Source organism: Streptomyces sp. NPDC041191, assembly GCF_055591945.1.
The window spans coordinates 13,591-39,884 of sequence record NZ_JBVIZC010000012.1 but is presented as its reverse complement, the minus strand read 5'-3'; the positions used below and the strand labels follow the sequence as shown (position 1 = coordinate 39,884).

The window sequence follows — 26,294 nt, the reverse complement described above, 5'->3', positions numbered from 1 at the left end:
GTACGTGTAGGAATCCCCCGCGGGGAGAGACGGCGGAGACACCGAGGTGCCCGTCAGGGAGGGACCGATGTCCACACAGGCCGCGACCGCCGGGGCCCGCCGCGGCAAGCTCACGCCCGAGCGCGAGACGGAGCTGTACGACGCGGTGCTCGGCCTGCTCCGCGAGGGCGGTTACGACGCGGTGACCATGGAGGGCGTCGCGGCCCGCACCAAGTGCGGCAAGGCCACGCTCTACCGGCAGTGGGGGACGAAGCCGAAGCTCGTCACCGCCGCCCTCGCCCAGCGGCGCTGCGTCCTCTTCAGCGGCATCGACACCGGCAGCCTCGCCGACGACCTGCGCGAGGCCGCCCGCGTCGCCGCCTCCCGCCGCGAGCGCGACGCCGAACTCATGGAGGCCGTCGCCCAGGCGTACATCCAGCACCCCGATCTGCGCGCCGCGCTCCGCGAGACCGTCATCGCCCCCGAGATCGCGGCCCTCGACGGCCTCGTGGCCCGCGCGGTCGAACGGGGTGAGATCGCCGCCGACAACGCCGCCATCGGCTTCGTCGCCCCCTGCTTCCTCGGCCTGCTCCGCGTCGAGCGCCTCTTCGAGGAAAGGTTCGAGGGCGCCTCGGCCATGCGGTCCTTCGTCGACGCCGTCCTCCTCCCGGCGCTGTACGCCGGCAAGTGAGCCGGGGGCGCCGCCCGGCGCCCCCGGTCCACGGCCCGGAGGGGCGGCCTCAGGAGGAACGGGGTCCGGGGGCGGCCCCGGGAGGAGCCGGAGCGGAGAGGAGAGGGGCGAAGAGGGGCGGGCCCGGGAAGCTCCGGGATCAGGAAGCGCTCCGCCGCAGGCGCGGCGCTTCGGCGGCGGCGTCGATCACGACCGGACGGACGGCCTCCGCCCGCCTCCCGGCCTCCGCCGACGGTCCCGTCCCGGCCTCCGCCGGCCTCCCGGCCCCCGCGTCCACCGGCTCCTCCCGCTGCCTCCCCCTCTCCCTCCCCGTCCTGTTCCCGTCCCGGTCCTCGCCCCCGCCCCCGTCCCCGGGCTCGCTCCCGGCGTGGTCGGCCAGCTCCCGCGCCCAGGCGACGAGCCCCTCGGCATCGATCCCGTACGGGGCGGGGGCCGGGTTCCCGGACCGGGCCGCCAGGCGGTCGGCGCCACGTCGCAGCAGACGCGCGCCGCCCGCCGCGTTGCCCCGGGCGGCGTGCGTCAGGCCCACGGCGAGCTGGGCGAGTCCCTGCCACAGGTCCCGCTCCGCCTCCGGACCGGACTTCCAGGCGTCCTCGAAGACCTCGTGCGCGTGGAAGGGCATCCCGGCGTCGAGCAGCCGCTGCGCCTCGCGCAGGGTCGCTCCGGGATCGCGCACGACGCCCTCGGGCTGCCGGGGCACCCCCTCCGCCCCGTACGGAAGCGGCCTGCCGAGGCCGTCGCGGGGCCGGGCGCTGCGGGCCCGTCCCTCCTCGTCGCGGTCCCTGCCGTGATCACTCGCTGTCCGGTTCACCCCTTCATTGTTGCCCCCGGAACGATCAGGAACGCTAGGCTCGTCGGACAGACGCTTTGCGCCGGTCGACAGAGGTCACGTCGGCCGCGCCGTGCCGGAAGTCCGTGTGGGGAGTGAGCCACCGTTGTCGTCGGATCCCGAACACCCGTCGCCCGCAGCGCCGTTCGCGACCAGGACCTGGGGCGGGCGGCGAGGCGGGCTGCTCGAGCGGGGCCCGGAACTCACCGCCGCCGCCCACGCCGTCGAGGAACTCGTCGCCGGTGCGGTGGCCGGCCACCCGGTGCGCGGCGGCATCCTCGTCTACCAAGGAGAGGCCGGCATCGGCAAGACCGCCCTCCTCGGCGAGATACACCGCAGGGCCCGGGACCGGTGCACCGTCCTGACGGCCCGGGGCGGCGAAACGCTCACCTCGGTCCCGTTCCACGTCACCCGCCAGCTGCTCCAGCCCGCCCTGGACGGGTTCGGCCCGGAGGACATCCACGACCTCTTCGGCGGCCACTTCGACCTGCTCGCCCCCGCGCTCGGACTCGCCTCGCCGTCGCCGTCGGACGAACCCGCCGACCCGCAGGGCGTACAGGACGGCCTGGCCAGGCTCCTGGAACGGCTCGCGGACCGGTTGCGGGACCGGCCCCCGGTCCTGCTCGTGGACGACGCCCAGTGGGCCGACGCCGAAACCCTGGCGTGGCTCGACGCCTTCACCCGGATCGGGCGGGACCGCCGCCTGCCCGTCCTCCTCGTGCTCGCCCATCGTCCCCTGCCCGAGGGACCGCACCGCTCCGGCACGGCGGCCGTCCTCGCCGGACTCGCCCGCCGCGCCGTCCTCACCCTGGGCCTGCACGCGCTCACCCCCGAGGCCACCGCCGCGCTCGCCCGGGACATGCTGGGCGACCACGCCGACGAACCCTTCTGCCGCGAACTGTGGACCGTGACCGGCGGCAACCCGTACGAGACGGTCGAACTCCTCGCCAAGGCCCGCGATCAAATGCTCGAACCCGTCGCCGGTTCCGCCGGTCTCCTCCGCGACCTGGGCGCCGGTGCGCGCGGCGGCGGCCTCGTCACCCGCATCAAGGAACTCGGCGCCGGCCCGACCAACCTGGCCTGGGGGATAGCCGTGCTCGGCGCGGACAGCACCCCGCCCCTCCTGGCGGCCGTCACGGGCCTGGGACCGCGGGAGGTCGCCGAACACGCCGAACTCCTCCGCCAGGCGCGGATCGTGACCACGCGGACGACCCCGCCGACGCGCGCCGAACGCGCCGCCGGGTCCGGCCCCACGACGCCGGCCGACGCCCGGGAGACCGAGGACGCGGAAGCGCCGGCGGGACACGGGGGTCCGGACGACTCCGCCGCCGGAGACGCTCCCGCCGCCGGGAGCGGTCTCGCCGCGGTGGCCCCGGGCGAGGTCACCCACCTGGAGTTCGCGCACCCCCTCATCGCGACCGCCGTGTACGGGGCGGTGCCGTCGGGCGCCCGGACCGCCCTGCACGGGCGGGCCGTCTGGGCGCTCACCGAAGCGGGCCACGGACCGGCCGCCGTCTCCCGGCACCTCCTCCAGGTGCACCCGGACGACGACGAGGAGGTCGTGGACAGGCTGCGGGCCGCCGCCGCCGAACACCTCGCCGTGGGAGCCCCGGACGCGGCCCGCCGGTGCCTGGAGCGGGCCCTGGAGGAACCGCCGGGCCCCGAGACGTACGCCCAGGTGCTGTACGAACTCGGCTGCGCCTCCCTGCTGACCGCGCCCGCCGCCACCGTCCGCCACCTGCGTTCCGCGCTGGACCTGCCCGGCCTGGACCACCCCCTGCGCATCGACGCGACCTACCGGCTGGCGCAGGCGCTCGCCCACAACAACGAGCTCCGGGAGGCCGCGCGGGCCCTGGACGCCGAGGCCGCCCGCACCCCACCCGGCACCGACCGGCGCCGCCTGCAGGCCGCGCACTTCATGTACGAGGGGTTCCAGGCCGCCGAGGAGGACGGCCTCCGCCGCTCCCGCCGCCTGGCCGAACTCACCGAGGGCTTCACGGGCGCCGACAACTCCGAGCGGGCGCTCCTCATGGTCCGGGGATTCGACGCGATGCTCCGGGGCGAACCCGCCGCCGAGGTCGTACGACTCTGCGACCGTGCCCTCGTCGACGGCGCGCTCGCCCGGGGACTCGGCTGGACGGACTCCACGTGGGGATTCGAGATCCCGGCGCTCACCGGCATCGCGTACGCGTTCGCCGATCGTCCCGACCGGGCCGAGTCCCTCTTCACGGAGGCCGTCCGCGCCTTCGAGATCTCCGGCTGGAGCGGCGCCCACCTCGCCTTCGCCCACACCCTGCTCGGCCTGGTCCACCGGCGCCGCGGCAACCTGCCGCAGGCGCAGCACTACCTGGAGGAGGGCCTGCGCCTGGCCGACCGGGTGGGCAAGGGCCTCCCCGTCCACTGGGACACCGCCTGCCTCCTCGTGGACACGCTCGTCGCCCGGGGCCGTACGGCGGAGGCGCGCTCCGTCGCCGACCGCTACTCCTTCGGGCCGCCGTGGCCGGGTGCGATCGTCCTGCCCGACGGCCCCAGCGTCCTCGGCCGGCTGCTGCTCGCGGAAGGGCGCGTCGAGGAGGCGGTGGCCACCCTGGAAGCGGCGGCCGAGGCCCTGATCGGCCGGGGCCGCCACCACATCGTGTGGGCTCCCTGGCCCCTGGACCTCGCCCGGGCGCTCGCCGCCACGGACCCGGACCGCGCCGCCGGGATCGCCGCCGAGGCCCGTGCCCGCGCCGAACGCATCGGCACCCCCACCGCCCTGGGCGAAGCCCTCCGCTGCGCGGCCCTCTTCGCCGGTCCGTCCGAGTCCCGGCGCCTCCTCGCCGAGGCCGTCGCCCACCTGTCCGCGTCCCCCTCCCGCTACGAGGAGGCCCGCGCCCGCCTCGACCTGGCCCGTGCCACCGGCTCCCCGCGAGCCCTCGCGGAAGCGACGGCCCTGGCCGCCGCCTGCGGCGTGGTGACAGCCCGTGCGTCGGACCGCCCTCCGGAGTGAGGTAGTGTTTCCCCTGCACGCCGACGCGGGAAAACCGCGGGGGCCGTGCATCGGGACGTGGCGCAGCTTGGTAGCGCACTTGACTGGGGGTCAAGGGGTCGCAGGTTCAAATCCTGTCGTCCCGACTGGAGACAGTCGCGGGTCAGGGGCCGTTCTGGAGCAATCCAGGACGGCCCCCTGATCGTTTTTGGGGACCGGTCGGGGTGACGAGGGGGCGGATCTCCTCGACCGCGGGAACCCTGCGAGCCCGTTTGCCCGTGGTGCGGATGCGGGGGAGAGCAGCTCGCTCACCACGACGTCACGTGCCCCGTCCGAAGACTTTAGAGATCTTTGGGCAGGTGAAGAGCGTGGTCACCCGTCACCGGGCAAGGCGGACCGCGTGATACGTATGGTGATCGTCGTACTGATTCTCTGCGCCGCCGGCACGACGGCCGTGGCCGCGGCAGGAGGTTCGGCCCTGTGGTGGTTCGCCGCCGTTCCGCTCACGCTCCTGGGCCTGCTGGGGGCGTGGGACCTGCTGCAGCACCGGCACTCGGTGCTGCGCAACTACCCCGTCCTCGGGCATGCTCGTTTCCTCCTGGAACGGATACGTCCAGAGCTCCAGCAGTACTTCATCGAGCGGAACTACGACGGCCGCCCCTTCGACCGGGACGTGCGCGACATCGTCTACGAGCGCGCCAAGGGCACTGACGCGGAGGAGCCCTACGGCACCGAACGGGACGTGTACGAGGCCGGCCACGAGTTCCTCGTGCCCTCCATGGCACCCTGCGCGGTCCCCGGGACGCCTCCTCGCGTACCGATCGGAGGCCCCGACTGCGACCGCCCGTACGACATGGCGCTGCTCAACGTCTCGGCGATGAGCTTCGGCTCCCTGTCGGCCAACGCGGTCCTCGCGCTCAACGGGGGTGCGGCGGCCGGCGGTTTCGCCCAGGACACGGGTGAGGGCGGTCTCTCCGAGTACCACCTGCGCCCGGGCGGCGACCTCGTCTGGGAGATAGGGACCGGGTACTTCGGCTGCCGGACCGACGAAGGCGACTTCGATCCGTCCCGGTTCGCCGACAAGGCCGCCCACGACCACGTCAAATGCGTGTCCCTGAAGCTCTCGCAAGGAGCGAAGCCCGGCATCGGCGGTGTCCTGCCAGGGGCCAAGGTCAACGCCGAGATCGCCCGGGTCCGGGGAGTGCCCGAGGGCCGCACGGTCGTCTCCCCGCCGTACCACCGGGTCTTCTCGACCCCCAGGGAACTCGTCCGCTTCGTCGCCCGCATGCGGGACCTGTCCGGAGGCAAGCCCGCGGGGTTCAAGCTCTGCGTCGGTTCACGCCGGCAGTTCCTCGCCGTGTGCAAGGCCATGCTGGAGGAGGGCATCACCCCCGACTTCATCGTGGTGGACGGAGCCGAGGGCGGAACGGGCGCGGCGCCGCTGGAGTTCGCCGATCACGTCGGCACCCCGCTCACCGAGGGCCTGCTCACCGTGCACAACGCCCTCGTCGGCACGGGCCTGCGCGACCGCGTCAGGATCGGCGCGAGCGGAAAGATCGCCACCGGCACCGACCTGGTCAAGCGCATGGTGCAGGGTGCCGACTACGGCAACGCCGCACGGGCGATGATGTTCGCCGTCGGCTGCATCCAGGCCCAGCGCTGTCACACGAACACCTGCCCCACCGGCGTCACCACCCAGGACCCCCGCCGGGCCCGCGCGATCGACGTCCCCGACAAGACACTGCGCGTCCAGCGCTTCCAGGAGGCGACCGTGGCCAGCGCCTTGCAGATCATGGCCTCCATGGGCGTCACCGACCCCGCGCAACTGCGCCCGCACATGCTCCGCCGACGGATCGACCCTGTCACCGAACGCTCTTACGAAGAACTCTACGAGTGGCTCCGGCCGGGCCAGCTGCTCGCCGAGCCGCCCGCCTCCTGGGCGACCGACTGGGAGTCCGCCGATCCCGACCGCTTCACCGTCTGATCACCGGAGGCCGGCACCGCTGTGCGGTCCTCGGCCGCGCGGTGGGCGGCGAACGCCCGGCGGCCCGCGCCGTACGTGCCACGGGTGGAGGCGGCCACGCCGCCGTGACGGGCGGCGTCGACGAGCGCACCCGCGCCACCGTGATCGGCGACGGTGCCGCGGCGTGCTCGGCCTTGCTCGGCGTGCTCTCGGCCGGGCTCCTGGGCGCCGAGCGGGACGGACCCCCTTCCGGGACCTGCCTCGTGCGGGGAACCGGGCCGGCGCCTGCCGGGAACAGTGAATCCTTTGACATAGGTATCCCCGTATAGCTAAATTCGGGGCATGCCTCCGCACAGCGCGTCCTCCCGGGACATCGACCGCCTGGCCCTCGGCCTCGTGGCGTGCCTGCCCGCGCTGACCCGGGCCTTCGAACGGCACGTCGACCAGCACTATCCGCACCCCAAGCCCTCCGACGCGCAGCTCACGCTGCTGCGGTACGTCGAGACCCACGGCGGCAGCACGGTCCGTGAGGCCGCCGAAGCGGTACGGATGAAGCCGAACAACGTCAGCGCGCTGGTCACCCAGCTCACCGAGCAGGGACTCCTCGAACGCCGCCAGGACGGTGCCGACAAGCGGATCGCCCACCTGTACCTCACCCCGGCCGCGCAACGGCGCGTCGGCGAGGTCACGCAGCTCATGGCAGACCGCGCCGCGCAGGTCCTGCGGGCGATGACCGACGGCGAACTCGACGCCCTCGGCTCCGCCCTGGGCTCGCTCCAGTCGCTCGGCGAGCACCTGCGCACCGCGCGCTGAACCTTTTCGGCGCCCCGGCCCGCTCATCGGACCGCAGCGTGCCCGAGGGGCAAGCCGGGGTCCTCCGTGCCGTTTCCCTTCTGCCCGTCGCAGCCGGTCGTCCCCAGGGCGCCGTGCGCCGACCCGGCGTTTCATCACGACGAAAGAACACACCCATGGCCTCCGCCGGCACCCTTGCCGAACCGTCGCACTCCCCGCCCGCCGATACGGCGCGCAGCCGTCGCTCCCATCCCTGGCTCACCCTGCTCGCCGTGGCCTTCGGCCTGTTCATGGTCGGTCTCGACGGCTCCGTCGTCTCGATCGCCAACCCCGAGATCGGCCGCGACCTGGGCGCCTCCACCTCGGACCTGCAGTGGGTCACCAACTCCTATCTCCTCGCCCTCGCCGCCGCCCTCATCCTCGGCGGCAAGCTCGGCGACCGCTTCGGCCGCCGCACCTTCTACCTGGTGGGCGTCGCCGGGTTCACCCTCGCCTCCGTCGCCATCGGCCTGGCCGGCTCCATTGAGGGCGTCATCGCCTTCCGCGCCCTCCAGGGCTTCTTCGGCGCCCTGCTGATGCCCAACACCCTCGGTCTGCTGCGCGCCGTCTTCCCGCCGAAGAAGTTCGGCATGGCCGTCGGAATCTGGGCCATGGTCTCCTCGGTCTCCACCGCCCTGGGGCCCATCGTCGGCGGCTTCCTCGTCCAGAACGTCAGCTGGGAGTCCGTCTTCTACATCAACGCGCCCGTCGGCGTCGTCGCCCTCGCCTTCAGCGCGGCCGTCCTGCCGCAGAGCCGCAACGAACACGCGGCCCGGGAGAAGTTCGACGTCCTCGGCGTCGTCCTGCTCGCCGTCGGGCTGCTCGCCCTCGTCTTCGGCGTGGTCAAGGGCGAGACCTGGGGCTGGACCTCCGCCGGCACCCTCGGCACCATCGGGACCGGCCTGCTGGTCCTCGTGTTCTTCGGCCGGTGGCAGACCCGGGTCGCCTCCCCGCTGCTGCCGATGCGCCTGTTCCGCAACCCGGCCCTGACCATCGGCACGATCATCACCGCGCTGAACTTCTTCGTCCTGCTCGGCGTGATCTTCTTCGTCATGATCTACCTGCAGAACGTCCGCGGCTTCACCCCCGTCGAGGCCGGCGTGCGCACCCTGCCCCTCAGCCTCGCCTCCGTCGTCGCCTCCCCGCTCGGCGCCGCGCTCACCGACAGGTTCGGGCCACGCCTGACCATGCCCCTGGGCATGCTGCTCCAGGCCGCCGCGTGCTTCACCCTGCTCGCCTGGGAGGCGGACAGCGCCTACAGCCTCATGTGGCCGCCGTTCATCGCCCTCGGCCTCGGCGTCGGCATGGTGATGGCCTCCTCCTCCGACGCCATCGTCGGCAACGCCCCCGTCAAGGACGCCGGCGTCGCCGGCGGCCTGCAGGCCACGGCCCTCCAGATCGGAGGCGCGCTGGGCACCTCCGTTCTCGTCTCCCTCATCGCCGGCCGCGTCAGCACCACCCTCACCGGTGAACTCACCGCGGCGGGTGTCCCCGCCCCCGTGGCCACCGCGCTGCTGGACGCCAAGGACGCGGTGTCCATGGGCATCGCGCCCCTCGCCGCCGGCACGCCCGCACAGCTCCGGTCGGCGATCCTCGAAGGCAGCCACCATGCCTTCATGAACGGCGTCCACACCGCCGTCCTGACCGCCGGAGTCCTCTGCGTGGCCGGCGCCGCCCTGGCCGTCACCGGCGTCCGGCGGACCCCCGGCCACGCCCGGCACTAGGGAGCCTGTCCGGCGGATCGTATGCCTGCCGGATCGATCGCCCGTTGGTGTCGGTACGGGGCCGACCGCCGGGTGTGCGCCCTCGCCGACCGCCACAGGGACCACCCCGACCACCCCTCCCTGTGGCGACCGTGCGAACCCCCGGAACCCCCGGAAGCCGTACGGTGAGACCCGTGCGCCGGGAACCCCGCTCCGCGGGGAGCGTCACAGGGCGCGGAGCTTGGTGGTGAAGACCTGGCCGGCGACCTTGTCGCCGAGGACGAGGCCGTCGGTGGCGTCCCACGGGTAGTGGACGCCGAGCCAGACGCGGCTGTCCGCGTTCTCCTTGGCGGCGGCGCTGAAACTGGTGAAGTGGCGCTGCCTGACGGGGGCCAGCGGCTCGTCGGTGGTGAGGTCGAAGGAGATGTTGTCGCTGCCGAAGAAGCGCTTCATCACGCCCGCCCACGCCCCGGCGAAGGAGGCGTGGCCGGAGACGTAGGCGGGGAAGCACGGGTTGACGTTGACGCCGTCCCTGTTCTTCAGGAGCGGCTTCCACTGGGCGTCGAGGCCGCCCTCGCGGATCGCGGAGACGGGCCGCCACAGGTCGAGGGGGGTGGAGAACTTCGCGTCGCGGACGGCTGTGCCGGTGTCGGCGAGCGCGATCGAGACGAGCGCGAAGAGGCGGGCGTTGGCGTACGTGCTGAGCCCCCGGGCCTGGGAGACCTCCCGGGTGGCCTGGAGCATGTGGCCCGGGGGCTTGTACGTGCCGTTGTTGTCGTTGGCCCAGAACCAGGCGGCGTTCAGCTGGTCCGGGGTGCGGTCGATCACCGGCGTGGCGGCCGTGGGGGCGGCCGCGCCGGCCCGCCGGACGGCGTCGACCTGGGCCTTGTACTCGGGGTCGGCCACGAGGTTCTCGTACGTGACGTACTGCGTGAGCCTGGTGGGCCGGAACTGCGAGCCGGAGGTCAGCGAGAAGGGCCTGACCTTGCCCCAGGCCGGGTTGACCGCGTCGCCGTCCACCTGGCACTTGGTGTCGACCATGTCGGGGTAGCTGGTCGGCCGCCAGGCCCCCGGCTGCCCGCTTGCCGTGTACGACTCGTTGCTGTCCGAGCCGTCCCCGGCACGGGCGTTCATCATCTGGCTGACCATCCCACTGACGACGGTGGCGTCCAGCAGGTCGAATCCGGTGGGGTCGGTGCCGAACCGCTCGCGGAAGCGCCGGTCGAGGTAGGCCGTGAAGTCGGGCGCGCTCTTGTTGGGCCGGTTCACGCCGTAGAGGTTGAGCAGGATGTTGTACGCGGTGCGCCCGACGACCCGCTCCTCCTCGTCGGGTCCCTCCACCCAGCTCGCGTAGTTCTCCGCGTGGATGTACTCCTCGGACGTCATCCCCCCTTCCACTTCAGCTGGTACGAGCTCTCCGCGTCGTAGATCGCGGCGTTCATCATGGCGGCCGCGCGCGTCAACGGGACCGGGCCGCCGACCGACTTGCGGAAGATGTCCTGCAGCACGTCGTTCCAGTAGTGCACCGGGTCGGCGATCGGCCGCGCCGACAGCGCGTGGGCGGGCTGGGGCGCGACCGTCAGGATGCTTCCGGTCGCCGCGAGGACGGTCGCCGCCGCCAGAGCGCGGCGCCACATCCGGGTGCGGCTCCTGGTGGTGCGGGTGCTTCCGGGCATGACTCGATTCCCCCTGATCACACAGGTGTCGACGGCCGCCGGGCCGGCGGCGGCGTGATCATGGCGCGAACGCGGCTTCCCCGGCCGGTGGAAATCGGAAGTCCGTGCGGAATGGCCGGTCTCGGGCGCATGGTCGGCGTGAAGTCTCCATGTACGGATCGGACATGTCGGTTCTCGGGCCGTGCGGGGGCCCGCCGCCGCGCGAGGACCCGCCCCCGAGAGGACCCGCTTCCCGTGCCACGTTTCCCGCGACCGGGTTCCCGTCGGCCGCGGGGCACGGGAGCGCCGGCTTCCGGTCAGGCGCCGGTGGCGGCCGGGACGGGGTCCGGGCCGGGCCCGAGGGCGATGATCCGGGCGAGCAGGTCGAGGCCGGGACGGTCCACGGGCCGGGCGTCGGCGCTGAGGACGGCGACCGCGGCCCGGTGTTCGGGGGCCACGGCCAGCAGGCCGCGGTAACCGCCGGTGCCGCCGGTGTGGAACAGGATCCGGTGCCGGTCGCGGGGGAGGGCGGCCGAGATCCAGCCGGGGTGGACGGCGGTTCCGGCGTTGACGCGGTGGGCGGTGGCGTGGGTGAGGGCGACGGCCTCGGCGAACTCCCCGGGCGCGGGGTCGAACTGGGTCCGGGCCAGCGCGAGCAGGTCGGGCACGGTGGAGCGCAGACCGCCGGCGCCGGCGAGGGCGGCCAGGTGCCAGGGCGGCCGGGGACGGCCGGTGCGGGAGTGGCCGGCGGCCAGCCGTGCGGCGCGTCCGGGATCGAGGACCACGCGGGTGTCGGTCATGCCGAGGGGCCGGCAGACCTCGGTGCGGACGAGCGTGTCGTAGTCGGTGCCGGTGTGGCGCGCCAGGGCGTATCCGAGCAGGCCGGCGCCGAGGTTGGAGTAGCGGAAGCGGGTGCCGGGCACCGACCGCAGACGGGTCCGCCGCAATCCGTCCATCAGGAGCTCGCCCGTGCAGCCGGCGTAGGGGTCCGGCCGGAACGCGCCTCGCGGCAGGACGCCTTTGGGCAGCCGGGGCAGGCCGGAGGTGTGGCAGGCCAGATGGACCAGCCTGATGGCCTCGCCGCCGCGTTCGGGGGCCGTGATGTCGCGGGGCAGCAGGTCGCGGAGCGGCTGGTCCAGCCCCACGACACCCCGCACGGCGAGCCGGGCCAGGACCAGGGCGGTGAACGTCTTGGTGACGGAACCGATCTCGAAGAGCGTGCCGGGTTCAGCGCCGTGCAGCCCGGACCACCCGCCCCGGACGGCACCCACCACCACGGCACCGCGCCGTCGGGCGCCGATCCGCTCCGCCGTTCGCCGTACCGCGTCGTCAAGGGGTGAGGCCATGATCATCACGCCTCCGTCCGGCCGAACAGGCGCCGGCCGCCGTACTTCTTGTGCACGGCCTGCTTCGAGACCCCCAGCGCCTGGGCGATCTGCGCCCACGTGGTCCCCGCCGCCCGCGCCCGGTACACCAGGATCTCCTCCTGCCCTTCCAGGCGGCGGCGCAGCTCGGCCGCCTCGCGCAACGCGTCGACGGGATCGGCGTTCTCGGTGATCGACGAGATATCAATTCCGGTCATGAGTCAACCATGGTTGACTTCATCCCCGATCGTCAACCCCAGTTGACTTCCTCGGGGCCGCTTCCGTGGCGGGCGCGTTCCGGCCGGTGCGTACGGGGCCGCGGCGCGGGACCCGGCGCTCACCCGCGCCGCCCCGCCGACCCGCGCTGCCCCGCCGCCCGGCGCGGGCAGGTCGGCGCACACCGTGTTCCGCGCGTCCACGGGGGCGCGGCGGCCCGGTTCAGCCGCCGAGGAGGCGGCCGAACACCGTGCTCGCCGCCTGGCGCGTCAGCTCGGTGAGGAGGACGTTCTCCCCGCCGGAGGCCGGGGCGGCGGGCGCGGCGTGCAGTTCCTTGCCCGGTTCGGCCGGCCGGGCCCGCCACACCGGGGCGCCCCCGGGCTCCGCGAACACGCCGCCGAACCTCAGGTCGCCGCAGAACCAGAGCAGACCGAGCCCGTCGGTCCGGTCCAGCCAGACCGGCACCGGGACCTCCGACCACAGTTCGCGGGTGACGGTCCCGTCCGGATCCAGCATCAGGATCCGGCGCAGGTGCGGCTTGTCGGGCAGCTCCTCCATGCGGCAGGGCCACGCCTGCCAGGGCCCGCGATTCACCCAGCGCGTCATCGCCGAGATCACGTACAGCTCCCTCGCGCACCCCGCCACCAGCCCCACCGGGAGTGCGAGCAGGAGGGGCAGCGCGGCCGGAATCCAGTCGGGCCATCCCTCCGCCGCCGCCCAGGCGCCCGCGCCGCCGTACGGCACGGCCAGGACGAGGAGGACGGTCCTGAACCGCCGCCGCCCCCGCCGCGTCCGGTCGGCGAGGTGACCGGACGTCGTCCCGACGTCGATCGCCACCGACGGCGACACCGCGTATCCGAACCTCTGTGCCTGCACCCGGCCCTCCCGTGGACGTCTCCGGCGGCGCCGTTCCCCTCGTACGCGCGGACGGTTCCGGCGCCGCACCGGATGCGACGCGGCCGACGCGTACCGCCGCCACGGCCATCCTGACCGCCCCGGGGCCCGCGGCGAAGGCCGTGGCCCGTCCCGGACATGTCCCGGACGCGCGGCTCCTTCGCGGGCGGAGGGGAGGGAGGGGGCGGAAGGGCGGGGCGCCGCTTCCAGAGGGCCGGTCGCTCCGGCGAAGAACCGGCCGCTCCGACGAAGAACCGGCCACTCCGATGAAATGTCGCAAAAGTACCTTTCGCATATGCTCGTCGGAGTTCGGTGAACCCGTACGCGGTTCGTCCCGTCCCCCCAGGAGATGCCGTCGTGTCCTACCCTCCCCAGCAGCAGACGCCCCCGGGTTCCACCGCCGCGATGAACCCCCGGCCCGACCACGGCGAGGAGAGCTACCGGGGCTCGGGACGGCTCACCGGCAAGGCGACGGTGATCACCGGCGGAGACAGCGGCATCGGCCGCGCCGTGGCCATCGCCTACGCCCGCGAGGGAGCCGACGTCCTGGTCTCCTACCTCGACGAGCACGACGACGCCGCCGAGACGCGGCGCCGGGTGGAGGAGGCGGGCCGCCGGTGCGTGCTGGTCCCCGGCGACCTGACCGACCCGGCGCACTGCCGGTCGGTCGTGGCCAAGGCGGTGGAGGAGTTCGGCCGGGTGGACGTCCTGGTCAGCAACGCCGCGTTCCAGATGACCCGGGACGCGGTCGAGGACATCCCCGACGAGGAGTGGGACCACACCCTCGCCACCAACCTCAGCGCCTTCTTCCACCTGACCAAGGCCGCCGTGCCCCACATGGGCGAAGGGGCGTCGATCATCGCGACCACCTCGGTGAACTCCGACATGCCCCCGCCGCAGCTCCTCGCGTACAACGTCACCAAGGCGGGCATCGCGAACATGGTCGGCTCCCTCTCGCAGCTCCTCGGCCCGAAGGGCATCCGGGTCAACAGCGTGGCCCCGGGCCCGATCTGGACGCCGCTCATCCCCTCCACCATGCCCTCCGACCAGGTGGAGGGCTTCGGCTCCCAGGTGCCGCTCGGCCGCCCCGGCCAGCCCGCCGAACTCGCCGGCGTCTACGTCCTGCTCGCCTCCGACGAGGGGAGCTACATCTCCGGGGCCCGGGTCGCGGTCACCGGCGGACAGCCGATCCTGTGAGCCCGGACGCCATCGGCCCGTACCCGCTCCGCCTGACCGTCACGGTGAAGCCGCTGGTGTTCGGCGGGCACGCCCTCGCCCGCCGCCTCGGCAAGACCGGCATCCCGGACTGGAGCGTCGCCGAAACCTGGGAGTGCAGCGACGTCGACGGCCACGTCGGCGTCGTGACCGAGGGACCGCTCGCCGGCCGGAGTCTGCGCCAGGTGGTCGCCGACCATCCGGAGATGCTGATGGGCCCCGGATGGACCGGTGACCGCTTCCCGGTCCTGACCAAGTTCATCGACGCCACCGGCACCCTGCCGGTCCACCTGCACGCCGACGACGAGACCGCGCGGCGCCTGGAGGGACAGCCCAACGGCAAGACCGAGGCGTGGCACGTCCTCGACGCCGTCCCCGGGGCGACCGTCCTGTGCGGCGTCCGGGAGGGGGTCGGAAGCGACCGGCTGCGCGCCGCGCTGGAGACGCAGGACTTCGACGCCGTCCTGCGGCGCCTGCCGGTGCGCGCGGGGGAGACCCTCTACGTGCCCGGCGGCACCCCGCACACCTTCGGCCCGGGCACGCTCGTCTACGAGATCGAGCAGACCTCCGACATCCAGCAGCACGCGATGCGCTGGCGGATGGAGGACGGATCGCCCGTGGGCGACGCCGAGTTCGCCGCCAACCTCGACATGCTGATGGAGGAGGTGGACCCCGACAGCAGGCCGGAGTTCACCCCCGGACTGAGGATCGCGGCCGGGGACGGCGTGGAACGGCTCTTCCTGTGCGCGGGCCCGTACTTCGCCCTCGAACGCTGGCGGACCGGTACGCAGGAGCCCCTGCGCCGCTCCTTCGCCACCGCGCAGGTCCTGTCCAACGCCGGAGCGCCCGTACGCGTGCGCACGGGCGACTGGGCCGGGGAACTGGGCCGGGCGGAGACGCTCCTGCTGCCCGCCGCCTGCGGCGAGGTCGAGATCGCCGGTCCGGCCGACGTCCTCTTCGGCTACCTGCCCGACCTCGAACGGGACGTGTACGCCCCCCTGCGCGCCGCCGGATTCCCGCCCCACCTCGTCGCCACCCTCGGCGGGACCGCGTCCGGCGCCTGAGCCGGACGGACCGGTGCCACGGCGCCGCCGGGTGAGCGGACGCGGGCGTCACCGGGCCGTGGCGCGCCCGGTCAGAAGAGGACCGGCTGGGCGTCGGGCACGGACGCCTCCTCGGGACCGGTCTCGTCGAGGGGGAACTCCATCTGTCCCACGGGCAGGTCCACGATCGCGAGGGAACCGCGGCAGGACACGAGGGCGCCGGGGTTCCTGGCGCGCATGCCGGGGGCGTCGTGACGGGCGACACGGCCCTTGCCCAGGCGTCCGGCGACCGGGCCGGCCGCGATGGGCCGGCCACAGGTCCCGCAGGGAATGCGTGGCAGCTTCATGCCACCAGTGTGACGGGTGCCTCTGACACCGGCCCCGTCGCGCGCGACGCGGCGGGCACCGGCGGCCCGGTTCACGGCCCGGCCCGCGGCCCGGCCCGCGAACGGTCGCCACCACCGCCCGCCACGGGGACGGTGGCGGCAACCGCGGAGGGGGAAGACTTCCAGGAACCGGCAGTGAACCGGCGTCCCGCCGCGTGACACCATGCCCCGGCCCGGGACGGCACCGCCCGCGCGGGCGGCGCCCAGGACCGTCACGGCCCCGGGACCCTGCATCCGAGGGGGGAAACCATGTCCACGACGCCTCACCGGCCGGACGGGCGGCCGGGGACCGGCCGGCACATGGTCGTGTGCGGGGACGACGCCCTCGCGCACCGGATCGCCGCCGAACTCGCCGACGTGTACCGGCAGTCCGTCACCCTGGTCGTACCGCCGCCCGGCTCCGGGGGAACCGCGCACCCGCCAGCGGGCCCCTCCCGCGCCTCGGCGCTGCTCGGCCGCGTGGGCGCGGCGGTCGGCCGTCCCGGAGCACCGCCCGGGGACGCCCCCGGCCCGGACCCCTTCCCGGGCGTGCGGGAGACGACCGCCGCCGCACCCGGCGAACAGGCCCTCTCGGAGGCCGGCGTGGGACGGGCCGAGGCCCTCGCCCTCCTCTACGAGGACGACGAGACCAACATGCGGGCCGCGTTCCTCGCGCGGCGCCTCAACCCGCGCATCCGCCTGGTCCTGAGGATGTACAACCGCAACCTCGGCCGGCGCATGGCCGAGCTGCTCGACCAGGTCACCGACCTCACGGTCCCCGAGAGCGTGCGCGGCAGGCACGACACCTCGACCGTCGTCCTGTCGGACGCGGACACCGCCGCCCCGGCGCTCGCCGCCACCGCCGTCGCCGGAACCCGCAAGATCGTGCAGACCGACGGGCTGCTGCTGCGCGCCGCCGAACGGCTGCCCGCCCGCCCCGGGCGCCGGGCCGCCCCCGCCCTCGCGACCCTGGCCCTGCTGTCGTCCACGGCCAGCGACCCCGCCGGCGCCGAGGGCTCCGACCGCAGCGGTCCGCACGCGCCCCGGCTCCTCCCCGACGACGCCGCGGTACGGGCCGCCGCCGACCGGGGCACCGTCGTCCTGGAGGCCGTCGGCCGCGAACCGGCCGCGCCCCCTGGACGGACGAGCCGGGGGGCCTCCTTCAAGGAGCTGCTCTCGCCCCGGCTGCGCCGGGCCCTCGTGGGCGCCGTCGCGGCCGTCACCGTCCTGGCCGTCGTCTCGTCGGCCGTCACGGACGGCCCCCCGGCGCACGCCGTCTACATCACCCTGCTCGACCTGTTCGCGATCGCCGAACCCGCCGTCGACGCGTCCGTCCCCCGCCAGCTCCTCCAGCTCCTCACGGGGCTCGTCGGCCTCGCCCTGCTGCCCCTCCTGGTCGCGGGCGCCCTGGAGGCGTTCGGCGCCTACCGCAGCGCCTCCGCCCTGCGCCGCCCGCCACGCGGACTCGCCGGCCACGTCGTCCTGCTGGGACTCGGCAAGATCGGTACCCGCGTCCTGGCCCAGCTCCGCGAACTCGGCGTCCCCGTGGTGTGCGTGGAGGACGACCCCGACGCCCGGGGCGTCGCGCTCGCCCACCGGCTGCGGGTCCCCGTCGTCCTCGGCGACGTCACCCAGGAAGGCGTGCTGGAGGCCGCCAAGGTCCACCGCGCGCACGCCCTCCTCGCCCTCACCAGCGCCGACACCACCAACCTGGAGGCCGCGCTGTACGCGCGCACGCTCGCGCCGGACCTGCTCGTCGCCCTCCGCCTGTACGACGACGACTTCGCCACCGCCGTCTACCGCACCCTGCGCGCCGCCCACCCCGGCGCGCTCACCCGCAGCCGCAGCGTCTCCACCCTCGCCGCGCCCGCCTTCGCCGCCGCCATGATGGGCCGCCGGATCCTCGGCGCCGTCCCCGTCGAACGCCGCGTGCTGCTCTTCGCCGCGCTCGACGTCGCCGGGCAGCCGCACCTGGAGGGGCGCACGGTCGAGGAGGCGTTCCGCCCCGGGGCCTGGCGCGTCCTGGCCCTCGACACCACCGCCCCCGGGGCCCGCCGCCCCGGCCCCGCCGATCACAGCCGGAACGATTCGCCGGGCCTGCTGTGGGACCTCCACTCCGACTACGTCCTGCGCCCCGGGGACCGCGTCGTGGTCGCCGCGACCCGCGCCGGCCTCGCCGAACTCCTCGAAGCCCCCGGCCCGTCCACCGGCCCCTGAACCGCCGCCGCGTCCACCCGGCGGCCCGGCCCCCGCCCCGTCACGGCTCCCGGTCCGGCCAGCCCAGGAAACGGGCGCCGATGACGGCGGTCTGCAGGGTGTAGCGCTGCGCGGGGTCACCGGGGTCGGTGCCGGTGAGGCGGTGGACGCGGTCGAGCCGGTAGGTCACCGCCCGGACGCTCAGGGAGAGCCGCCGGGCCGTCTCGGCGGCGACGCAGCCGGTGTCGAAGTACGCGACGAGCGTGTCGATCAGCGGCCGGGCGCCGCTCCGCGCGCTCCGGAGCGGGTCCAGGACGCTCGTCACCAGATCGGCCATGGCCTGGCGGTCACGGGTGAGCACCGGGTAGACGAGGAGGTCGGCGGCGCGCAGGACCGGGTCGTCCATCCCCAGACGGGCGGCCAGGTCGAGGGCGTTCAGGGCCTCCTCGTACGAGTGGACGACGCCGCCGGGACCGGAGTGGGGACGCCCGATGGCCACCTGGCCGCCGTCGGTCGCCGCGTACGCCTGCTTCGCGAAGAAGACCGGCACCTCCGGTTCGTCGGCCGGGGCGACGCAGACCAGCCGCCCCTCCTTCGTGGTGAGCAGGATGCGCCGCTGGCCGAACCGGGCCACCAGGGACGACTCGACGTGCCGGAGGACGGGGGAGCCGTCCCCGTAGGGCTCCCCGCCCTGGGCCACGGCCACCGCGTGCGCGTGGGCGAGCAGCAGGCCGAAGCGTTCGGCGCGCTCGGCGAGACGCCCGAGGTCGCTCCGTCCGTACAGCAGGTCGTCGACGAACTCGCGCCGGGCCGCCGCCTCCTGGCGGACCGCCAGGAGACCGGCCCGTTCGTGCCCCTCCGCGAAGGCGTCGACGGCCTGCTCGACGACGGCCAGGACGTGGTCCGCGGCGGCCCGGGGCAGCTCCGTCCGCAGCTTCCCGGCGGCCGACAGGTGCGCGCGGATCAGGGCGCGCAGCCCGAGCCCGGCCTCGGCGGCCCGCTCCCCCCGGTCCCGCAGCGCCCCCAGTTCGTCACGGGTCAGCCGCCTGCCCGTCGCCGAGGCGTCCGCCAGCACCTCCGCGTACCCCGCCAGGTACGCCCCGGCCGTCTCCCGCTCCGTCATCGCTCTCCCCGCCCCCGCCGTCCGGTCCCCCGACGCGCCGGTCCGGTGCGGGACCGCCCGCCGCCCGGGGCGGCCATCGGCATCAAGGATGCGTAAAGATTGCCGGACGACGGCAATGTGAACAAGTCGGTGTCCGTGCCATGGTGACGCCACGGAGGGCACGGCCCCGCCGGCCGCCCGGCTCCGCACCCGCACCGGTACGCGCCGCCCGGCCCGCGCCCACCACCGCTCTCCCCCCTTCCTCAGACACAGGGGTCTCCCATGGATGCCATCACCACGGGCATCGGCGTGCTCGTCGCCGCTGTCCTGCTCGTCGCCCTCGTCCTCCTCCTCGTGATCAGCCGGCTGTTCCGCAAGGTGGAACAGGGCAAGGCGCTGATCGTCTCGAAGATGCGGAAGGTCGACGTCACCTTCACCGGGCAGGTGGTCCTGCCCGTGCTGCACAAGGCCGAGGTCATGGACATCTCGGTGAAGACGATCGAGATCTCCCGGACCGGACGGGACGGCCTGATCTGCCGGGACAACATCCGCGCCGACATCCGGATCTCGTTCTTCGTGCGGGTCAACAAGACGGTCGAGGACGTCATCAAGGTCGCCCAGGCCATCGGCACCGCCCGCGCCAGCGACAAGGAGACCCTGCAGGAGCTGTTCAACGCCAAGTTCTCCGAGGCGCTCAAGACCGTCGGCAAGCAGCTCGACTTCACCGACCTCTACACCAAGCGCGAGGAACTGCGCTTCCGGATCATCGAGATCATCGGCATCGACCTCAACGGCTACAGCCTGGAGGACGCGGCGATCGACTACCTGGAGCAGACCCCGCTCAGCCAGCTCGACCCCGGCAACATCCTCGACGCCCAGGGCATCCGCAAGATCACCGAGCTGACCGCCGTCGAGAACGTGCGCACCAACGAGTTCCGCCGGCACGAGGAGAAGGAGATCACCCGGCAGGACGTCGACGCCCGCGAGGCCATCCTGGAGCTGGAGCGCCGCCGGGCCGACGCCGAGATCAAGCAGAAGCGCGAGATCGACACCGCGCGGGCCCGCGAGGAGGCCGAGACGGCCCGGGTGGTGGAGGAGGAGCGGCTGCGGGCGCAGAGCGCCTTCCTCAGGACCGAGGAACAGCTCGGCATCCAGCGCGAGAACCAGGCCCGCGAGGTCGCCGTCGCGCAGAAGAACCGCGAGCGGGTCATCGCCGTCGAGAACGAGCGGATCGAGAAGGACCGCCTCCTGGAGGTCATCGCCCGGGACCGGGAGACCGAACTGACCCGCATCTCCGCCGAGAAGGAGGTCGAGGCGGAGCGCCGGGACATCGCGGAGGTGATCCGCGAGCGGATCGCCGTGGACCGCACGGTCGCCGAACAGGAGGAGTCGATCAAGCGGCTGCGGACGGTCGAGGAGGCCGAGCGCACCCGGCAGGCCGTCGTCATCGCCGCGGAGGCGGAGGCCCAGGAACGCCTCGTCAAGGACATCAAGGCGGCGGAGGCCGCCGAACAGGCCGCCGTGCACCGGGCCGCCGAGGAGCTGACCCTGGCCGAGGCCCGCAACAAGGCCGCCGACATGGACGCCCGCGCCAAGATCCGCCTCGCCGAGGGCGTCCAGGCCGAGGCGGCGGCCGAGGGGCTCGCGGCCGTGCGGGTCCGGAACGAGGAGGCCGACGTCATCGAGAAGGCCGGCCGCGCGGAGGCGGAGGCCACGGAGGCCCGGCTGCGCGCCGAGGCGGCGGGCGTCCGCGAGAAGGCGCTCGCCGAGGCCGAGGGCGCCCGGCAGAAGGCCCTCGCCGAGGCCACCGCGATCGGCGAGAAGCTGAAGGCCGAGGCCGCCGGCCTGACCGAGAAGGCGGCGGCGATGGCCGCGCTCGACGAGGCGTCCCGCGCGCACGAGGAGTACCGCCTGCGCCTGGAGGCCGAGAAGGAGATCCGCCTCGCCGGTCTCGACGTGCAGCGCCGGGTCGCGGAGGCCCAGGCCACCGTGCTCGCCACCGGTCTGGAGAACGCCGACATCGACATCGTCGGGGGCGAGTCCGTCTTCCTCGACCGGCTCGTGCAGTCCGTCTCGTTCGGCAGGTCCGTCGACGGCTTCGTCGACCACTCGCGGACCGCGCAGGCCCTCGCCGGACCCTGGCTGGACGGCTCGCGGCCCTTCAGCGAGGACCTGACGAACGTGCTCGGCTCGCTCTCCGGCTCCGACGTGCGGGACCTCAGTGTCTCGGCGCTGCTCACGAAGCTCATGAGGTCCGGCGCGCTCGACGGGTACCTGCCCGCGCCGGCCGGGGCCGCCGCGCCGAACGGCGCGGCCGGGAACTGACCGCCGCGGGGGTGCGGTCGGAACGGGTCCGGTGCCGGCGAACGGGGGAGTGGCCGGCACCGGACCCGCAGTCACCACAGTACAAGGGAGCACAGGGATGAGCACCGGAATCGACCGGGACGCCTACGCGGTGCTGCGCGACCGCCTCACCGCACAGGCCGGCGAACTGGCCCGGCGCGCCGAGGCGCTCAACACCGCCCGTACCACCGCCTTCGGCTCCGGCGGCCTCGCCCTCACCGGTACCGGCCGGATCCGCACCGAACGCGCCGGCGTCCTCCTCGACGTCGTCGCCGTCGGGGACGGGGTCCTGCTGTTCGGCGGTCACACGGCCGCGACGGGCGACACCGAGCCGTCCGTCGCCGACGTCCTCACCCTGTACGACCGCTCCCTGAACCCCCTGCCCGCGCACGCGGTCCCCGGTCTCCTGGACGACCCCGGTTTCGTACGGGAGTTCTCCGCGCTGCACCGCTACTTCCGGGGCACCCGGCTGCTGCGGCTGCGGCGCGTGGAGGACCGGATCCTCGCCGTCTTCCGCACCGGTGAGAAGGCCGACGACCTGCGGGTCCTGCGCTGGGCCGTAGACCCGTCCGGCGGGACGCGGTTCCTCGACGCCCGGGGCGAGCGCGACCACGTCCTCCCCCCGTCCCACGACCTCGACTGGGTGGCGACGACGCGCGACGACCACGTCCCCGGCCGGCACGCCCACCTCTCGCTCGGCGGCCGGCTGTACGTCTCCACGACCGGCGGGACGCTGACCGTCAAGACGGAGAACGACCCCGAGACCGCCGAGGGCGTCCACACGGAGCCGGTCGACGAACCGCTGCAGTCGCTGGCCGACGCCGAGGTCGCCCACGCCGCCGTCGGGGCCCTGACCCTGGTCCGCGTCCGCCCGTACAAGGAGGAGGCCACTCGCCACCTCGTCTTCAACGCGCTGACCGGGAGCGTCGTCCGGCTCGACGGCATCGGGCAGGCGTGCCTGCGGCTGCCCGACGACGAGGGCGTCGTCTTCCCCGGCGGCTACTGCCTGGCCTCCGGTGCCGTGAAGACCTTCGACACCGACACCTCCGGCCTCGCCCTCGACCGGGTGGTCCGCTCGCCCAACGGCGAGGACCTCCTCTTCGCCTTCCACGCCGAGGCCGAGGGGCGCGGCCTCCTCCTGCCGTACAACCTGATCCGCAAGGAGACCGCCGCCCCGCTCGTCTGCCGGGGACACGCGCTGCTCGACGACGGGACGATGGTCGTCCTGCGCGGCGGCACCGGCGAACCGGGCCGGGTCCACCCCGTGCAGGTGTGGACGACGCCGTACGTCTCCGACACGCACGCGGCGCCCGCGAACGACGGCCCGCTGGCCCGCATCGGCAACGCGGACCTCGTCCGGGGCATCTCCGCCTGCCTGTCGATCGCCCGGCAGGCCACCGGCTCCGCCCCCGCCGGCGAGGTGTACGAGGCGCTCGTCGCCGCCTGCGAGCGGGCCGCCGACGCCCACCACTGGCTGGGGGACCCGGAGACCGGGGACCTGCGCACCCCGCTGACCGGGCTCCGGGACACCGCCGCCCAGGTCCTCGACGAGTTCGCCACCGTCACCGCCCTCACCCGGCAGGCCGCCGACGCCCTCGCCGAGACGCGCGAGCGGGCCGCCCGGCTCGTCCGGCGCGTCCGGGGCGAAGCCCCCGCCACGGCCGGGGAGTGGATCTCCCGGATCACCGAACTCCGCCGGGCGCAGGGCCACCTGGTGACCGTGAAGGAGATGCGGTACGCCGACACGGACGCCGTCGACGCCCTCGCGGAGGAGGTCGGGTCCGCCATCGCCTCGGCGGGCCGGCGGGCCGTGGCCTTCCTCCGGGGCGAGGACGCCTTCGCCGGGCAGCACGCCGAGGCGGAACGGCTCGCCGCCGAGGCCGCGCAGGCCGCCACCGTCGCGGAGACGGGCCCGCTCGGCGACCTGATCGACGAGCGGACCGCCGGCCTGCGCGCCCTCGGCGAGACCGTCGCCGGCCTCGACACCGGCGACGCCACCGCCCGCACCGCGATCCTCGGCCGGCTCGCGGACGTCCTGGGCGCCCTGAACCGCGCCCGCGCCGTCCTCACCGCCCGCCGCTCCGAACTCCTCGACCGGGAGGGGCGGGCGGAGTTCGCCGCCGAGTGCGCCCTGCTCGACCAGGCCGTCACGGGAGCCCTCGCCGCCGCCGACACCCCCGGCCACTGCGACGACCAGCTCGGCCCGCTGCTCCTCCGGCTGGAGAACCTGGAGTCCCGCTTCGCCGAGCACGACGGCTTCCTCGCCGGCCTCGCGGAGCGGCGCGCCGAGATCCACACCGCCTTCACCGCCCGCAAGCAGTCCCTCCAGGACGCCCGCGCCCGCCGCGCGGACCGCCTCGCCGGATCGGCGGGCCGCGTCCTGGAGACGATCGCCCGCCGGACCGCGACCCTGGCCGACCCGGACGAGGTGCACACGTACTTCGCCTCCGACCCCATGGTCACCAGGGTCCGGCGCACCGCCGCCGAACTGCGCGCACTCGACGACCGGGCACGGGCCGAGGAGCTGGAGGGCCGGCTCGCCGCCGCCCGCCAGGAGGCCGGACGGGCGCTCCGCGACCGCACCGAGCTGTTCTCCGACGGCGGCGACACCCTCCGCCTCGGCCGGCACCGGTTCGCCGTCAACCGGCAGCCCTTCGAGCCGGCCCTCGTCCCGTACGGGGACACGCTCGCCCTCGCCCTCACCGGGACCGACTACCGCGTGCCCGTCACCGACCCGGACTTCGCCGCGGCCCACCCGTTCCGGGACCGGACGCTGCCCTCCGAGTCGCCCGCTGTCTACCGGGCCGAGTACCTGGCCGCACGCCTCCTCGCGGAGCACGGCGCGAGCGGCCTGGCCGGCGCCGACCTGCCCGGACTCGCGCGGAAGGCCGCCGAGGCCGCCTACGACGAGGGGTACGAGCGGGGGGTCCACGACCACGACGCGGCGGCGATCCTGGAGACGCTCCTCGGCCTGTACGAGGGGGCCGGACCGCTGCGCCACCCGGCACGGGCGCGGGCGGCGGCCCAGATCTTCTGGGACGGCGCCGACGCGGACGCCCGCGAGCAGTGGACGCGGCAGGCGGTCTCGCTCACCCGGGCCCGCGAACTCTTCGGCGCCGAAGCCGCCGTCGAAGGACTGCGCCGGGAACTGGCCGGGAGGACCGGGGACGCGACCGCCGCCGCGTACCTGGTCGAGGAACTGGCCTCCGGGCCCCCGGGCTTCGTCCTCTCCGCCGAGGCCCGGACCCTGCTCGACGGGTTCCGCCGCGCCGTGGACGGTTCCGCGTACGACGACGCCCTCACGGGCCTCGCGGACCCGGGCGCGCGGCGCCGGCTGGTCGAGGCGTGGCTCACCTCCTACGCGTCGGCCGCCGGGGGGAGGCCCGACGGGGGAGTGCTCGCCGAGGCCGTCGCCGTCGAACTCTGCCCCGGGCTCGACCGGTACGGGGCCACCGCCCCCGTCACCGCGACGGTCACCGGGCTCCTGGGCACCCACCCCCGCGTCCGCGACCGCGCGCTCGACGTGCGGCTCGACGAGTTCCTCACCAGGACACGGGAGTTCGCCACCGTCGAGGTGCCCGCCTTCCGCGCCCACCGGAAGCGCGCGGCGGAGCTGGTGGCGGCCGAACGCGCGCGGCTCCGCGTGGACGAGTACCGCCCCCGGGTCATGTCCTCCTTCGTCCGCAACCGGCTCGTGGACGAGGTCTACCTGCCGCTCCTCGGCGACAACCTCGCCGGGCAGCTCGGCACCGCCGGGGACGCCGGGCACGGCGGCTCCCACGGTCTGCTGCTCCTCCTCTCCCCGCCCGGCTACGGCAAGACCACCCTGATCGAGTACGTCGCGGACCGCCTCGGCCTGCTCCTCGTCAAGGCCGACGGACCGGCCCTGGGGCGGCGGACGACCTCGCTCGACCCCGCCGAGGCGCCCGACGCCACCGCCCGCCGGGAGCTGGAGAAGATCGACTTCGCGCTGACCGCCGCCCACAACGTCCTGCTGTACGTGGACGACATCCAGCACACCTCGCCGGAGTTCCTGGAGAAGTTCATCCCGCTCTGCGACGCCACCCGCACCCTGAACGGACACGACCTGCGCGGCAAGCGCTTCGCCGTCTGCATGGCCGGCAACCCGTACACCGGGTCCGGGGACGCCTTCCGCGTGCCGGACATGCTCGCCAACCGGGCCGACGTGTGGAACCTCGGCGACGTGCTCGCCGGGAAGGAGGACGCCTTCGCGTTCAGCTTCGTGGAGAACGCCCTCACCTCCCACCCGGTCCTCGCCCCGCTCGCCGGCCGTGACCGCGCCGACCTGGAACTGCTGGTGCGCCTCGCGGCCGGGGACCCGGCCGCCCGCCGGGACCGGCTCGCCCACCCGTACGCCCCGGCCGAGCTGGAGCGGATCCTCGCGGTCCTCGGGCGGCTCCTCACGGTCCGCGAGACGGTCCTCGCCGTCAACGAGGAGTACATCGCCTCCGCCGCCCGGTCCGACGCGTCCCGCACGGCGCCGCCGTTCCGGCTCCAGGGCTCGTACCGCACCATGAACAGGATCGCGGCCCGGATCTCGCCCGCCATGAACGACGCCGAACTCGCCGCCGTGATCGACGACCACTACACCGCCGAGGCCCGCACCCTCACCACCGAGGCCGAGGCGAACCTCCTCCGCCTCGCCGAACTGCGCGGCACCCTCACCCCGGAACAGGCCGCGCGCTGGGCCGAGGTGACCGCCGCGTACACCCGGGCCCGCGCGCTCGGCGGCTCCGGGGACGACCCCCTCGCCCGCGCGGTCGCCGCGCTCGGCCTGCTGGCCGACCGCGTCACCGCCGTCGGGGCGGCGATCGACCGGGCGGCCGGGCCCACCCGCGGCGGCCACCGCGGGTGACGGACGCGCACCGGTACGAGGCGCCCGGCGCCTCCGGCGGGTCCCGCGTACGGGATGCTTG

17 protein-coding genes, 1 tRNA gene and 1 pseudogene are annotated in these 26,294 nt (G+C 74.6%); 11 read left to right on the top strand and 8 right to left on the bottom strand.

Annotated elements, in window-relative coordinates:
* The first annotated feature begins 67 nt into the window (after positions 1-67).
* Positions 68-670, top strand: coding sequence for a TetR/AcrR family transcriptional regulator (locus tag ACZ6AQ_RS23395; RefSeq protein ID WP_468761957.1), 603 nt, complete (start codon positions 68-70; stop codon positions 668-670).
* 346 nt (positions 671-1,016) lie between these two features.
* Here ACZ6AQ_RS23395 and ACZ6AQ_RS23390 read toward each other — a convergent pair.
* Positions 1,017-1,481 (bottom strand): annotated as a pseudogene (locus ACZ6AQ_RS23390) (DUF309 domain-containing protein); the annotation flags it as partial.
* 124 nt (positions 1,482-1,605) lie between these two features.
* On the opposite strand from ACZ6AQ_RS23390, the gene ACZ6AQ_RS23385 reads away from it, so the two are divergent.
* The 5 genes from ACZ6AQ_RS23385 (at position 1,606) to ACZ6AQ_RS23365 (ending at position 8,985) form a co-directional block, all read left to right on the top strand.
* Positions 1,606-4,488, top strand: coding sequence for an ATP-binding protein (locus ACZ6AQ_RS23385; protein WP_468761955.1), 2,883 nt, complete (start codon positions 1,606-1,608; stop codon positions 4,486-4,488).
* 51 nt (positions 4,489-4,539) lie between these two features.
* Positions 4,540-4,613, top strand: a tRNA-Pro gene (locus tag ACZ6AQ_RS23380).
* A 254-nt stretch (positions 4,614-4,867) separates the two neighbouring features.
* Positions 4,868-6,451: an FMN-binding glutamate synthase family protein gene (locus ACZ6AQ_RS23375; protein WP_468761954.1), complete on the top strand. Its 1,584-nt coding sequence runs from the start codon at positions 4,868-4,870 to the stop codon at positions 6,449-6,451.
* A gap of 321 nt (positions 6,452-6,772) precedes the next feature.
* Complete coding sequence (locus tag ACZ6AQ_RS23370; protein WP_468761952.1) at positions 6,773-7,243, top strand: MarR family winged helix-turn-helix transcriptional regulator; 471 nt, start codon at positions 6,773-6,775, stop codon at positions 7,241-7,243.
* A gap of 155 nt (positions 7,244-7,398) precedes the next feature.
* Complete coding sequence (locus ACZ6AQ_RS23365) at positions 7,399-8,985, top strand: MFS transporter (RefSeq protein WP_468761950.1); 1,587 nt, start codon at positions 7,399-7,401, stop codon at positions 8,983-8,985.
* 204 nt (positions 8,986-9,189) lie between these two features.
* Here ACZ6AQ_RS23365 and ACZ6AQ_RS23360 read toward each other — a convergent pair whose 3' ends face one another.
* The 5 genes from ACZ6AQ_RS23360 to ACZ6AQ_RS23340 all read right to left on the bottom strand — a co-directional run bounded on the left by ACZ6AQ_RS23360 (position 9,190) and on the right by ACZ6AQ_RS23340 (position 13,075).
* Positions 9,190-10,350, bottom strand: a complete 1,161-nt coding sequence (locus ACZ6AQ_RS23360; RefSeq protein ID WP_468761948.1) for a vanadium-dependent haloperoxidase — start codon at positions 10,348-10,350, stop codon at positions 9,190-9,192.
* Positions 10,347-10,640: a hypothetical protein gene (locus ACZ6AQ_RS23355; RefSeq protein ID WP_468761946.1), complete on the bottom strand. Its 294-nt coding sequence runs from the start codon at positions 10,638-10,640 to the stop codon at positions 10,347-10,349. The genes ACZ6AQ_RS23360 and ACZ6AQ_RS23355 overlap by 4 nt, the downstream gene beginning before the upstream one ends.
* 296 nt (positions 10,641-10,936) lie before the next feature.
* A complete protein-coding gene (locus ACZ6AQ_RS23350; protein WP_468761944.1) occupies positions 10,937-11,965 on the bottom strand; it encodes a serine hydrolase domain-containing protein in 1,029 nt (342 codons plus the stop codon).
* A 5-nt stretch (positions 11,966-11,970) separates the two neighbouring features.
* Complete coding sequence (locus ACZ6AQ_RS23345; RefSeq protein ID WP_468761943.1) at positions 11,971-12,201, bottom strand: hypothetical protein; 231 nt, start codon at positions 12,199-12,201, stop codon at positions 11,971-11,973.
* Positions 12,202-12,421: 220 nt separating this feature from the next.
* Positions 12,422-13,075 (bottom strand): hypothetical protein, encoded by a 654-nt coding sequence (locus tag ACZ6AQ_RS23340; RefSeq protein WP_468761941.1) that lies wholly within the window; start codon positions 13,073-13,075, stop codon positions 12,422-12,424.
* 375 nt (positions 13,076-13,450) lie between these two features.
* Between ACZ6AQ_RS23340 and ACZ6AQ_RS23335 the strand changes: the two genes are divergently transcribed.
* Positions 13,451-14,290, top strand: a complete 840-nt coding sequence (locus ACZ6AQ_RS23335) for an SDR family oxidoreductase (RefSeq protein ID WP_468761939.1) — start codon at positions 13,451-13,453, stop codon at positions 14,288-14,290.
* Positions 14,287-15,372 (top strand): class I mannose-6-phosphate isomerase, encoded by a 1,086-nt coding sequence (locus ACZ6AQ_RS23330; protein WP_468761937.1) that lies wholly within the window; start codon positions 14,287-14,289, stop codon positions 15,370-15,372. Before ACZ6AQ_RS23335 ends, ACZ6AQ_RS23330 begins: the two co-directional genes overlap by 4 nt.
* Positions 15,373-15,443: 71 nt before the next feature.
* Here ACZ6AQ_RS23330 and ACZ6AQ_RS23325 read toward each other — a convergent pair whose 3' ends face one another.
* Positions 15,444-15,698: a hypothetical protein gene (locus tag ACZ6AQ_RS23325; protein WP_388697368.1), complete on the bottom strand. Its 255-nt coding sequence runs from the start codon at positions 15,696-15,698 to the stop codon at positions 15,444-15,446.
* Positions 15,699-15,986: 288 nt separating this feature from the next.
* Here ACZ6AQ_RS23325 and ACZ6AQ_RS23320 point away from each other — a divergent pair, with 288 nt between their 5' ends.
* Complete coding sequence (locus ACZ6AQ_RS23320) at positions 15,987-17,933, top strand: NAD-binding protein (protein ID WP_468761935.1); 1,947 nt, start codon at positions 15,987-15,989, stop codon at positions 17,931-17,933.
* A 40-nt stretch (positions 17,934-17,973) separates the two neighbouring features.
* Here ACZ6AQ_RS23320 and ACZ6AQ_RS23315 read toward each other — a convergent pair whose 3' ends face one another.
* Complete coding sequence (locus ACZ6AQ_RS23315) at positions 17,974-19,035, bottom strand: PucR family transcriptional regulator (protein WP_468761933.1); 1,062 nt, start codon at positions 19,033-19,035, stop codon at positions 17,974-17,976.
* 261 nt (positions 19,036-19,296) lie between these two features.
* Between ACZ6AQ_RS23315 and ACZ6AQ_RS23310 the strand changes: the two genes are divergently transcribed.
* Both ACZ6AQ_RS23310 and ACZ6AQ_RS23305 read left to right on the top strand, forming a co-directional pair.
* Positions 19,297-21,339, top strand: coding sequence for a flotillin family protein (locus tag ACZ6AQ_RS23310; protein ID WP_468761932.1), 2,043 nt, complete (start codon positions 19,297-19,299; stop codon positions 21,337-21,339).
* 97 nt (positions 21,340-21,436) lie between these two features.
* Complete coding sequence (locus ACZ6AQ_RS23305; protein WP_468761930.1) at positions 21,437-26,233, top strand: DNA repair ATPase; 4,797 nt, start codon at positions 21,437-21,439, stop codon at positions 26,231-26,233.
* Positions 26,234-26,294: the final 61 nt, after the last annotated feature.

Bases quoted from the DNA above. Each gene is read 5' to 3' on its own strand.
- ACZ6AQ_RS23395 (WP_468761957.1), top strand. From the start codon at position 68: ATGTCCACACAGGCCGCGACCGCCGGGGCCCGCCGCGGCAAGCTCACG.
- ACZ6AQ_RS23370 (WP_468761952.1), top strand. From the start codon at position 6,773: ATGCCTCCGCACAGCGCGTCCTCCCGGGACATCGACCGCCTGGCCCTC.
- ACZ6AQ_RS23365 (WP_468761950.1), top strand. From the start codon at position 7,399: ATGGCCTCCGCCGGCACCCTTGCCGAACCGTCGCACTCCCCGCCCGCC.
- ACZ6AQ_RS23360 (WP_468761948.1), bottom strand. From the start codon at position 10,350: ATGACGTCCGAGGAGTACATCCACGCGGAGAACTACGCGAGCTGGGTG.
- ACZ6AQ_RS23355 (WP_468761946.1), bottom strand. From the start codon at position 10,640: ATGCCCGGAAGCACCCGCACCACCAGGAGCCGCACCCGGATGTGGCGC.
- ACZ6AQ_RS23350 (WP_468761944.1), bottom strand. From the start codon at position 11,965: ATGGCCTCACCCCTTGACGACGCGGTACGGCGAACGGCGGAGCGGATC.
- ACZ6AQ_RS23345 (WP_468761943.1), bottom strand. From the start codon at position 12,201: ATGACCGGAATTGATATCTCGTCGATCACCGAGAACGCCGATCCCGTC.
- ACZ6AQ_RS23325 (WP_388697368.1), bottom strand. From the start codon at position 15,698: ATGAAGCTGCCACGCATTCCCTGCGGGACCTGTGGCCGGCCCATCGCG.
- ACZ6AQ_RS23320 (WP_468761935.1), top strand. From the start codon at position 15,987: ATGTCCACGACGCCTCACCGGCCGGACGGGCGGCCGGGGACCGGCCGG.
- ACZ6AQ_RS23315 (WP_468761933.1), bottom strand. From the start codon at position 19,035: ATGACGGAGCGGGAGACGGCCGGGGCGTACCTGGCGGGGTACGCGGAG.
- ACZ6AQ_RS23310 (WP_468761932.1), top strand. From the start codon at position 19,297: ATGGATGCCATCACCACGGGCATCGGCGTGCTCGTCGCCGCTGTCCTG.
- ACZ6AQ_RS23305 (WP_468761930.1), top strand. From the start codon at position 21,437: ATGAGCACCGGAATCGACCGGGACGCCTACGCGGTGCTGCGCGACCGC.